Origin of the sequence: Bathymodiolus heckerae thiotrophic gill symbiont, assembly GCF_900128515.1 — a bacterium.
In the GTDB taxonomy this organism is placed as follows: Bacteria; Pseudomonadota; Gammaproteobacteria; order PS1; family Pseudothioglobaceae; genus Thioglobus_A.
On the sequence record NZ_FQTP01000054.1, the window covers coordinates 1 to 10,465 of the forward strand.

9 protein-coding genes and 3 tRNA genes are annotated in these 10,465 nt (G+C 38.2%); 4 read left to right on the plus strand and 8 right to left on the minus strand.

Translation table 11 applies throughout. The features are described 5' to 3' along the window. Positions 1 to 404: 404 nt before the first annotated feature. Complete coding sequence (locus BTHERMOSOX_RS07355) at positions 405 to 1,121, plus strand: complement resistance protein TraT (protein WP_138120451.1); 717 nt, start codon at positions 405 to 407, stop codon at positions 1,119 to 1,121. Between the two features lie 199 nt (positions 1,122 to 1,320). On the opposite strand, the gene BTHERMOSOX_RS07360 is transcribed toward BTHERMOSOX_RS07355, so the two are convergent. From BTHERMOSOX_RS07360 to BTHERMOSOX_RS07385, 6 genes are all read right to left on the minus strand, one after another. Then, a tRNA-Cys gene (locus BTHERMOSOX_RS07360) sits at positions 1,321 to 1,394 on the minus strand. Positions 1,395 to 1,501: 107 nt separating this feature from the next. Next, positions 1,502 to 1,577 (minus strand) — tRNA-Gly (locus tag BTHERMOSOX_RS07365). Between the two features lie 136 nt (positions 1,578 to 1,713). After that, positions 1,714 to 2,298 (minus strand): CDP-diacylglycerol--glycerol-3-phosphate 3-phosphatidyltransferase, encoded by a 585-nt coding sequence (gene pgsA / locus BTHERMOSOX_RS07370; RefSeq protein ID WP_138120452.1) that lies wholly within the window; start codon positions 2,296 to 2,298, stop codon positions 1,714 to 1,716. A 52-nt stretch (positions 2,299 to 2,350) separates the two neighbouring features. After that, positions 2,351 to 2,427, minus strand: a tRNA-Arg gene (locus BTHERMOSOX_RS07375). A 53-nt stretch (positions 2,428 to 2,480) separates the two neighbouring features. Next, a complete protein-coding gene (locus BTHERMOSOX_RS07380; protein ID WP_138120453.1) occupies positions 2,481 to 3,761 on the minus strand; it encodes a UDP-N-acetylmuramoyl-tripeptide--D-alanyl-D-alanine ligase in 1,281 nt (426 codons plus the stop codon). A gap of 62 nt (positions 3,762 to 3,823) precedes the next feature. Further along, positions 3,824 to 5,251, minus strand: coding sequence for a UDP-N-acetylmuramoyl-L-alanyl-D-glutamate--2,6-diaminopimelate ligase (locus BTHERMOSOX_RS07385; RefSeq protein ID WP_138120454.1), 1,428 nt, complete (start codon positions 5,249 to 5,251; stop codon positions 3,824 to 3,826). 226 nt (positions 5,252 to 5,477) lie between these two features. On the opposite strand from BTHERMOSOX_RS07385, the gene BTHERMOSOX_RS07390 reads away from it, so the two are divergent. Together BTHERMOSOX_RS07390 and BTHERMOSOX_RS07395 are read left to right on the plus strand one after the other, a co-directional pair. Next, a complete protein-coding gene (locus tag BTHERMOSOX_RS07390; protein WP_138120455.1) occupies positions 5,478 to 7,370 on the plus strand; it encodes a 5'-nucleotidase C-terminal domain-containing protein in 1,893 nt (630 codons plus the stop codon). 59 nt (positions 7,371 to 7,429) lie between these two features. Then, on the plus strand, positions 7,430 to 8,548 hold the full coding sequence (locus BTHERMOSOX_RS07395) for a HupE/UreJ family protein (protein ID WP_171004691.1): 1,119 nt from the start codon (positions 7,430 to 7,432) through the stop codon (positions 8,546 to 8,548). Between the two features lie 121 nt (positions 8,549 to 8,669). Here BTHERMOSOX_RS07395 and BTHERMOSOX_RS07400 read toward each other — a convergent pair whose 3' ends face one another. Next, on the minus strand, positions 8,670 to 9,635 hold the full coding sequence (locus BTHERMOSOX_RS07400; protein WP_138120456.1) for a KpsF/GutQ family sugar-phosphate isomerase: 966 nt from the start codon (positions 9,633 to 9,635) through the stop codon (positions 8,670 to 8,672). A gap of 51 nt (positions 9,636 to 9,686) precedes the next feature. Between BTHERMOSOX_RS07400 and BTHERMOSOX_RS07405 the strand changes: the two genes are divergently transcribed. Continuing rightward, positions 9,687 to 10,205 (plus strand): low molecular weight protein-tyrosine-phosphatase, encoded by a 519-nt coding sequence (locus tag BTHERMOSOX_RS07405; RefSeq protein ID WP_283204845.1) that lies wholly within the window; start codon positions 9,687 to 9,689, stop codon positions 10,203 to 10,205. Here the strand turns inward: BTHERMOSOX_RS07405 and BTHERMOSOX_RS07410 are convergent. Beyond that, the coding region (locus BTHERMOSOX_RS07410) for an IS1595 family transposase (protein ID WP_138120457.1) at positions 10,154 to 10,465 on the minus strand (312 nt) is incomplete at its 5' end. The genes BTHERMOSOX_RS07405 and BTHERMOSOX_RS07410 overlap by 52 nt on opposite strands.

Genomic DNA, 10,465 nt, shown 5'->3' on the forward strand with positions numbered 1-10,465 from the left:
TAGTTCAAATTAAATACAGTCCAAAAAATTCGTCTACCCAAATAAAGAAAGATGTCATTGCTAAATTTCAAAGAAATTAACTGAGATATGTTTATTCTCTTAAAAATAAACATATAAGTTATTGACAAGTAAGTAAAAAAAATCATTCTCAAAATTTCTTAAATTTTTAAAAATACCATTTAGTGAGTATTTTTTAGATGTAATATGGTCAAATTTTATGGCAATATGTTACATACCACACTATAAAAATTACATAACCAGTGTATTTACACTCAAAGATTGCAGTTTACATAGATAATGAACACTAATATTCGAGATACGGGTACAATAATGTCGAGCAATAAATAGTTAGGTGGCTATCCCCACACTTAACCATTTTTTAATTGAGGATATTGGAGAAAGAAATGAGAAAAATAGTAAATTTAGGCATAATGTTTTTGATGATATTAGGGTTAACATCCTGTGCTGGGCAAACCTTAATCAAAAAAGCAGATTTAGATGTTCAAACTAAAATGAGTGCTACAATATTTTTAGAGCCGGTCGGATTGAGTAAAAGAAATATATATGTTAATATTCGCAATACATCAGATGAAGAATTACATATTGAATCTAGAATTAAAGATGTATTAACTAGCAAGGGCTACACTTTAACACAAGACCCCGACAGTGCTAATTTTATGCTGCAAGCCAATGTATTAAAAGTTGGAAAATCAGATTTAAGAGAGTCTGAATCAGCCTTGGCTGGCGGTTTCGGAGGTGCACTTATTGGGGCTTCTTTGTCAGGAAATAGTTATAACTCTACAAGAAATGCAGGGCTAGCAGTTGGCATACTTGGGTTTATTGCTGATGCTATGGTAGAAGATACTTTTTATAATATGATAACTGATATTCAAGTTAGAGAAAGACCGCTAACTGGTGTAAATATTACCCAACAACAAAATACTAATGTGTCTCAAGGAACTGGAACTAAACTTACACAAAAAACAACAGGTGGCAAGGTTAATTGGAAAACATATCGTTCTCGGATTATTAGTACGGCAAATAAAGTTAATCTAAAATTTGACGAAGCACAAAGGGAATTAGAAAATGGCTTAATTCGGTCTATTAGCGGTGTATTTTAAACCACCTAACAAATCATTCCAGCCGACCGCTAACGCGTCGGCTGAATTCAGGTGTTATGTGTAAAGAATGAAAAAATAAGGTGGATTCGCATCAATCCCTTTGAGGGGCGCTAAAAAAAGTGATGCGAATTTACATGAAGTGAAAATTACACAATAAATAAGTAAAAAAAGCCCGATAAAAATCGGGCTTTTTTGTGTATGGAGGCCGGAACCAGAGTCGAACTGGTCTAGATGGATTTGCAATCCACTGCATAACCGATTTGCTATCCGGCCAAGGTAGTGCAAAAAAAAGCTATAAAAATGCCCATCAAGGACACTAAAAAAAGTACCCCTCAAGGGGGTACTAAAAAGAGACCTGATAAACAGGGTTCTTTAGAATTTGGAGCGGGAAACGAGATTCGAACTCGCGACATTCACGTTGGCAACGTGATGCTCTACCAGCTGAGCTATTCCCGCAATAGAAAGTGAAATTATAGTGTTTTTTTAAAAATAGTCAAGCCCTAATTCAAAGATAAAAACCACTAAGATGGCAATGGATGGCGCCAGGTTGGTGATTTTTTATTTTTGGATTAGGACTAAAGCTGATTGACCATTAATGATCAAAAGTTTTAACTCCTTCTTTCAAATAAATAAAACCTGACCATAGGGTTAGAAAAGTTGCTGCCATTAGTAGAGTGACCCCAATTTCGAAACTCGGTAAGCCGAAGAAAGGTTGTTGATACAATAGGAATAAAATAGCAAAAATTTGTACAAAGGTTTTAACTTTACCAATGTAAGAGACGTTAACACTCGAGCGATGACCAATAGTGCCCATCCATTCTCGAAGTGCGGATACCAATATTTCACGAGAGATAATGACCAATGCTGCAATGGTGATATACCAATGTGTGTCTGATGGATAAAAATCAACCAGCATAATGAGTGCGACAGATACAATTAGCTTATCAGCCACTGGATCTAAAAAAGCACCAAGCTGTGAGGTCATGTTGAGTTTTCTGGCTAAGTAGCCATCAAGATAGTCTGTAATGCTAATAAAAGCGAAAGCACCAGTTAAGTAAAAGTTAATCCAGGTGAATGTTGACGCATCAGAATAAGCTGGCTGGAAATAATAAAGGGCGACAAAAACTGGAATTAAGAAAATTCTAGAAAGTGTAATCATGTTGGGGATTGTGATCATGTGCGTATTCTATCAGAAGCTGTTTAAGCGAATAGGCTTGATGGAAATTTGATGGTGGGCCCGACTGGAGTCGAACCAGTAACCGCTCGGTTCGTAGCCGAGTACTCTATCCAATTGAGCCACGGGCCCATCAAGCGCGTAATTATCGCTAGGTTTTTGGAAAAGGTCAAGTGAAAAACAGCTTATTTTTGTAAAAGAATGACTAATCTATCCAATTGGGCGGCTCTAGAGCCTTTAATTAATACTGTAGCGCCAGTATGATGGCGAGTAAGGTGTTCGGCTAGCTGCTGCTGTGTTTCAAAATGTTTGGCATGATAATGCTTGGCTAGATCGCCAAAGCTATATACATTTGGCGTTAGTTGTTGTGCTTGAATACCAACTTTCTTGTGCATCTTAACCTCATCATTACCAAGTTCTGCCATATCACCAAGTACAACAACTTGCTCACCCTTAAAACCTTGTAAAGTGTCGAGAGCTGCTTTGATTGAGGTTGGGCTGGCATTATAACTGTCATCAATTAAAGTGAATTTATCCGTATGAATAACGCTTAATCGTCCCGCTTCTGCTTTGGTGGCTTCTAGACCGGTTTTAATTTGATTGATATTAATATCTAAGGCATATGCACAAGCACTAGCAGCCAAAGCATTGTTAATATTATGCTTACCGATTAATTGTAATTTAACTTGAATTTGTTGATCTTTAATGTGTAGCGTAAAGCTTGAGTTATGAATTTTGCTAGCAAATACATCACCATCTTTGCCGCTCGTTTTAATACCCCCTTGAGGGGTAAAGCTAATGTCACCTTTAAAGTTGGTTTGAGTGTTAACGATATCGATAGAATGATCTGAGTAGATTTCACCTTTGGCTTTGATTAAATTAGCCTTGCTACCAAATTCACCAATATGCGCATCCCCCGTATTAGTAACGATGGCAATATCAGGATTAACAATTTGACGTAAGCGCTCAATTTCACCTAAGTGATTAGCGCCCATTTCAATCACCGCGTATTGGTGCTGCTCTTCAAGGTTTAATAACGTCATTGGCACACCCAGATGATTGTTTAAATTGCCTTGGGTTTTTAAAGTGGGTGCGCTAAGGTTTAGAATATTGGCTAATAAATTTTTAGTGGTGGTCTTGCCATTGCTACCGGTAATGGCAATGGTTTTTGGATGAATACTATTGAGATGGTATTTAGCAATATCAGCGAGAGTTTGCTGGGTATTGTTAACTTGTAAAACAGGTAGTTTGCTTGATACTGGGCGACCAGCGATAATGGCAACAGCGCCCATTTCTTCAGCTTTTTCTACATAATTATGAGCATCAAAGTTGTTACCAATTAGCGCTAAAAACACACCGCCGTGCATTGGTTGCCGAGTATTGGTATAAATGCCTGAAAATTCAACATTAATGGCACAGTTAATGTTTAATAGTTTGGCTAATGTTTTTGTATTAGTTTGTAGCATTGTTTTTTTTGTGTTAGCGGACAATCTTCTATTTACCTTTCTTCAAAAAAATCCTCAATAGCTTAACGTTGCTTGTTTTTTATTTTTTTCAATCTTGCTGCTTCGATAATAGCGGCTAACACCATGTCGTTGTCGTTTGATTCCAAGGTTTCGTGGTTAAAAATTTGCGTAGTTTCATGCCCTTTTCCAGCGATTAACAGACATTCTTCTTCACCCAGAGTGATGATGGCATTTTCAATAGCAATTTGGCGATTTTCAGTAATAATAACTTCATAGCTATCATCAGTGCCACTTAGGATGTCATCAATAATGGCTTGAGGGTCTTCACTTCTTGGATTGTCATTAGTGAGAATAATTGTATCGGCTAATTTAGAGGTGATTTTCCCCATCTTGGCGCGCTTGCTCTTGTCACGATCTCCGCCACAGCCGAAGATTACACGAATGTTGTGTTCTGGATAATGCGCTTGTAGGGTGGCAATGGCTTTTTCAATTGCATCAGGTGTGTGGGCGTAATCTATCCATATTAATTGTTGTGCATTTTTTTGCATTCTGCCTGGTGGCGGATTGAGTTGATGTAGTAATGGGATGATTTGTTCATCAGTAAAGCCACAAGCTTTAAGGGTATTGTATGCAGATAAAATATTCATTAAATTAAATTCGCCTAAAAACGGCACTTCAAAAACATAGTCATTAAGCTGGACAATAAAGCCGTATTCAGTGGTTTTAATATCTTCAAAATCATTCAGTGAATAGTTAAATTTCGTTGCATTTCCACTAGCGGCGTTAAAGTCTGTAAAGCTTGTATCATCTGCGTTTAGCACAACATTCTTAAGTGAACCTAGCTGAAATAGTTTTAGTTTTTCAGATTTATACTGCTCAAGAGTTTGATGATAATCTAGATGATCTTGAGAAAAATTGGTAAATACAGCCTGGGTAATATTCAAGCCCTCAATGCGATTTTGCGCTAGAGCGTGTGACGATATCTCTAGTACAACTGTATTGATATCATTTTGAGCATATTCATCCAGTGCACGATATAGAGTGATAATATCTGGCGTAGTATTGTTCGATTGTTGCGAATTGTTGGCAATGCCCAAAGTGCCAATTAGTCCGCAGTTGGTGCCAAGCTTGTTTAATAGCTGCGAGATAAAAAAAGCAACTGAAGTCTTGCCATTAGTGCCTGTTACCCCGATTGTTTCTACATTACTAGCTTTGGTATAAAAAGTTTTTGCAATGGTTGGTAAATGATCGGTTAAATTATCAATACGAATGGTCGGTACGTTACATTCAAGGTCTTTTGAGTCAATCAAAACCGCGACACAACCTTTATTAATGGCTTGATCAATATAGTCCATGCCATGAGTTTTGTCACCCTTTAAGGCAATAAAAACATCACCAGGTTGTATGTGTTGTGAGTGCAGGCACAAACCTTTAACGGTTAAGTCAAATTTAGTGGGCGCAATGTCTTGCAGTAGTTGATTAATCCTCATGGCAGTATTATAAGATTTTTTATGATGAATACTAGGTCTAATAGTAAAACTAATAAATTTTATTAAAAAACATTCACCCCTTCAGTTTTGTTTTATACTGAGCGCTTGACTGGTGTTTTCCAGCTTTGTTTTTAAGTGCAGCGCTCTCACTACAGCGTCTCTTTGTATCGAAGTCTGTGTAAAATATTAGTCATATTAATTATTAATTATTTTTTGAGGAGAGAATATGTCGTTAACACGTAGAGATTTTATTAAAGTATTGGGTGCTGGCTCTGCAGCAGGTTTGATTAGTGGTTGTGGTAGTGATACATCTACCAAGCTAGCATCACAAGATAATATGTACGAAGTGCCTAAAACTGGCAATGCGCGTATTTTGCATATTACTGATACACACGGTAACTTACTGCCTAATTACTTTCGCGAGCCAAATGTAAATCTTGGTTTTGGCCCAACTTATGGCGAGTTACCGCATGTTGTTGGCAAAAATTTATTAAAGCAAATTGGCGTTAAGTCAGGCTCTCCTGAGGCATATGCATTTACTTATAATAACTTTGAAGATTTAGCAGCCAAATACGGTAAGACCGGCGGTTTTGGTCAGATCAAAACGGTTTTAGAGTCTTTGCGTGAAAGCGCAGGCGGTGTTCAAAATACATTAACACTTGACGGTGGTGATACTTGGCAGGGTTCCGGTACGTCACTTTGGACACGTGGTGCTGACATGGTTGAGGCTACTAATATGCTAGGTGTTGATGTGATGGTTGGCCATTGGGAGTTTACTTATAAAGAAGCGGAAACATTAAAAAATATTGGCTTTTTCAAGGGTGATTTCTTAGGTCAAAACGTGCGCATTATGGAAGATGCATTAATGGGTGATGAATACTTCACCATGACTGAGAAGTTTGATGGCAATGGTTTATATAGTGAAGACGATGCTTTACCGTTTAAGCCATACGTTATTAAAAACGTAGGCGGACATCGTATTGCTGTCATTGGTCAAGCTTTCCCAAGAACATCAAATGCTAACCCGCAAAAATATTTCTTCCCAGATTGGTCGTTTGGTCTTCGTGAAGATGAAATGCAAGAATTAGTAACTGATATTCGTGAAAATGAAAAGCCAGATGCCGTTGTTGTGATTTCACATAACGGTATGGACGTTGATATTAAGATGGCGTCACGCGTTGTTGGTATTGATGCATTCTTTGGTGGACATACTCATGATGGTATGCCAAAGCCAGTCGAAGTTAAGAATACAGGTGGCGTAACTGTTGTAACTAATGCTGGTTGTTCAGGTAAGTATATTGGCGTGATGGATCTAGAAATTAAAGGCCATAAAGTCGTTGGCTACAATTATAAAATGTTGCCGATTTTGACTGACTTTATTAAGCCAGATGCTGCCATGGTGTCGTTTATTACTAAAATGCGTAATACTAAATACGACAAAAACGTGGTTGAAGCGCGTAGTTCAGAAATGTCAAATAATGCAGATCGTTTAGGTAAGACTTACGATGAAATCTTAACTGAAAAACTATGTAAGACCAATCAAACGCTTTATCGTCGTGGTAACTTTATGGGTACTTGGGATCAAGTGCTGGTTAACTCGTTACGTGAAGAGCATAGTGCAGACTTTGCTATGTCAGCAGGTGTTCGTTGGGGTACATCGGTACCAGCTGGTGATGATGTAACCATGGAAGATCTAATGACGAATACATCAATGACTTATGGTGAAACTTACGTGAGTGAGCTTAAAGGTGCACAGCTTAAGGAAATCTTAGAAGGCATTGCTGAGAACTTATTTGTTCAAGATCCGTACTTGCAATCAGGTGGTGACATGGTACGCATGGGCGGCATGGATTACACTATTGATCCTGCTGCAACATTGGGTAATCGTATTTCTGAAATGAAAGATGACGATGGTGCGCCGGTTGATCCAAATAAATCTTACAAAGTGGCTGGTTGGGCACAAGTGGGTTCAATCGGTAATGGCCGATTAATGTGGGATGTTGCTGCAGATTACTTGCGTAAGCAAGGGACGCTAGATCTTAAGAAAGTTAATCATCCAACTATTAAAGGTGTGAAGACTAATCCGGGTATTGAAAACTATGCAGGTAAGTTAATCTAAATAAGATACAAGTAAGTTAAGAGCCCCGCTAGTCGGGGTTTTTTATTACACATAAAAATATGAAATTATTCGCACTACTACTAATACTTATTAGCGCCATTGTACAAGCAGACGTGGTCAAGCCTGCATTGGTGGAAATCTCAATCATTAATGATAAAACCATTGAAATTGAAATTGATTTAAGTTTAGAAGCGGCGATGACTGGTATTGGCACAAAGTATAAGAAAACTACCAATGCGCCTAACTCAGAAAAATATGATGATCTTAGGGCGCTGAAGCCGCAACAATTACGTCAACGTTTTAAAGATTTTGAATCTGAATTTTTAAATAGCTTGACGTTTAAAGTAAATAATCAAGTTCAAAAGCTTACTCTCAGTAAAGCCAAAATTGACATTATTGGTTATAAAAAACGCCCTAGAAAAACCATACTGACATATCGCATCGAGGCTGATGAGTGGCCAGAAACACTTGCTTGGCAATATGCTGAGGTTTATGGTGATAGCGCTCTGCGCTGGCAGGTCTATAACAAAGATGAGTACAATTGGTCTTCTTGGCAATGGTTGCGTGATGGTGCGCCGAGTAGTGTAATTGACCTAAGTCATCCAAAGCCTGTTAATATTTATCAGCGATTTAAGCAATTTGTAAGCATTGGTTTTGATCATGTTATTCCACTCGGCTGGGATCATATCCTGTTTATTGTTGGTATGGCACTCTCCTCATTATTGTGGCGACGATTATTATTATTGGTTACCAGCTTTACCTTGGCACACTCACTCACTCTAGGGTTGGCGATGGTGGGCGTGGTAGAAATTTCAGCGCGTATTGTTGAGCCTTTAATTGCTTTTTCGATTGCTTATGTGGCGATTGAAAATCTACTCACGCATCAATCTATTCGCCGAAAAACTTTGGTTGTATTTATCTTTGGACTCATACACGGCCTGGGCTTTGCTACCATGCTTAAAAGTTTTGAAATGGCGCCTGATTCTTTTGCAATAACGTTAATTGGTTTTAATGTTGGTGTGGAGTTGGCACAAATTGTGATCGTGTTTGGCGTTGTTGCTGGATTGCTAGCACTACGTAGCTTGAAACTCAACTACCGACAATTGGCAGTAGTGCCCGCATCTATACTGATCGCGCTGATTGGATTTTGGTGGGGTGTGGAAAGGTTGGTCGGTTAGCAATTGCAAGTATTTTTTCTTATCCAAGGCAGAATTTATAAAATGTGAGGGTGTGTAGCAAACCTACGCAACCGAATATTTTAGAAATTTAACACAGGAGAAGGAAAAAAGACGCAGCAATTTAGATGATTTTGGCTTGCATGAGGGTATGGGTGTTTATGGCTCCAACCACTTGATTATTCTCGTCAACTACTGGCAATGAATTTAAATTAAACTCATCCATCATCTGCACAGCGGCCATCGCAGGCTTATCCGCCAAAATTGATTTGCAATTTGGAATCATAACTTCATCAATCGTTAGTGACTGAATATCAGAGTGTGTTTCCAATACTCGACGTAGATCACCATCGGTAAAGATGCCTAATAAGTTGTTATTATCTGTAATTAGCACCATGCCTAAAGCTTTCTGACTCATAACTACTAGTGTATCTAATAATTTAGTATCAGCGCTGACCATTGGAATATCAGCGCCCGTTTTCATAATGGTATTCACAAAGGTGAGTAAGCGTCTACCCAGTGCGCCTGAAGGGTGAGAGCGTGCAAAATCATCTGGGCTAAAACCTTTATTGGTTAGAATACTAACAGCCAGGGCATCGCCCATAGCCAGTGCAACCGTGGTTGAGGAAGTGGGCGCAAGATTGTGTGGACAAGCTTCTTTTTCAACACTAACATCTAAATGCACATCACTAATCTTACCAATTGATGAATTCTTATTGCCGGTCATGCCAATGATTGAAGCGCCTAGGCGCTTAATAACTGGTACTAGCGTCATAATTTCGTCAGACTCGCCTGAATAAGAAATGCAAATAGCCACATCGTTTTGTTCGATCATGCCTAAATCACCATGCCCCGCTTCACCTGGATGAACAGCAAAGGCTGGTGTACCAGTAGAGGCAAAAGTGGCGGCAATTTTATTGCCAATATGTCCTGATTTTCCCATGCCGATTAGTACTACTTTGCCAGTACAATTTTGGATTAACTCGCAGGCGTTAATAAAGCTTTGATCAAGTTGCTCAGCAAGCTGAGTTAAGGATTTTGCTTCAGTAAGGATGACTTGTTTTGCAGAGCTGAGTAATGGGTTAGACATATAAGTTTTTAAAATTGATATAATGATTGATTTTATCGAACTTAAAAGCCAGTGAGTAGTGAAAAAATCAAAATTTTATTTGTCTGCATGGGTAATATTTGTCGATCTCCAACTGCCGAAGGTGCATTTAGATCGCAAGTAATTAAGCAGAATGTTGAATATTTGTTTGAGATTGACTCGGCGGGCACGCATGCGTACCACATAGGTGAGCAGCCAGATTCTCGCTCACAGCAATCGGCTCTAAAGTATAGGGTAGATTTATCTAATCAGCGTGGGCGTCAAGTGCATGAATCTGATTTTTATTATTATGATTATATCTTTGCTATGGACGAGTCAAATTTGGCTAATTTAAAAGATATCTGTCCTAAGGATCAAGTGTATAAGCTATCTTTGATGCTTGACAACACTCCAAACAATTCAAATAGAAGTGTACCAGACCCGTATTTTGAAGGTCGATTTGATGACGTCTTTGAAATGTTAACTCAGGCAAGTGCAAATATTTTATTAAAATTTAAGGGTCATGACAACTTAAGCGACTCTTTTCTGAACATTTCAAGCAAAATCTTATAAAGATTTTGCTTGCGATTATTGAATCTAAATTCACATTCTTTCAAGTGTAAATTAAACATATTTTTATTCATTCCTTTAAATTTTACCAGCCTTGTTTTGGCATAACCCCAAAATGATTCTATGCCGTTAATATGTGCATTACCACGAGCAAATTCATTCTTGCTATGATGTACTCTAAAATGCTTCTTATAGCCAAAATCTACTAAACCATTATACCCTCGCCAACCATCAGAATGAATGACGCTTTTCAATACTAGTTT

What these genes read in the sequence shown, in the direction of transcription:
- BTHERMOSOX_RS07395 (WP_171004691.1), top strand. Translation starts at nt 7,430, where the DNA reads ATGAAATTATTCGCACTACTACTAATACTTATTAGCGCCATTGTACAA.
- BTHERMOSOX_RS07380 (WP_138120453.1), bottom strand. Translation starts at nt 3,761, where the DNA reads ATGCTACAAACTAATACAAAAACATTAGCCAAACTATTAAACATTAAC.
- BTHERMOSOX_RS07390 (WP_138120455.1), top strand. Translation starts at nt 5,478, where the DNA reads ATGTCGTTAACACGTAGAGATTTTATTAAAGTATTGGGTGCTGGCTCT.
- BTHERMOSOX_RS07355 (WP_138120451.1), top strand. Translation starts at nt 405, where the DNA reads ATGAGAAAAATAGTAAATTTAGGCATAATGTTTTTGATGATATTAGGG.
- BTHERMOSOX_RS07385 (WP_138120454.1), bottom strand. Translation starts at nt 5,251, where the DNA reads ATGAGGATTAATCAACTACTGCAAGACATTGCGCCCACTAAATTTGAC.
- pgsA (WP_138120452.1), bottom strand. Translation starts at nt 2,298, where the DNA reads ATGATCACAATCCCCAACATGATTACACTTTCTAGAATTTTCTTAATT.
- BTHERMOSOX_RS07400 (WP_138120456.1), bottom strand. Translation starts at nt 9,635, where the DNA reads ATGTCTAACCCATTACTCAGCTCTGCAAAACAAGTCATCCTTACTGAA.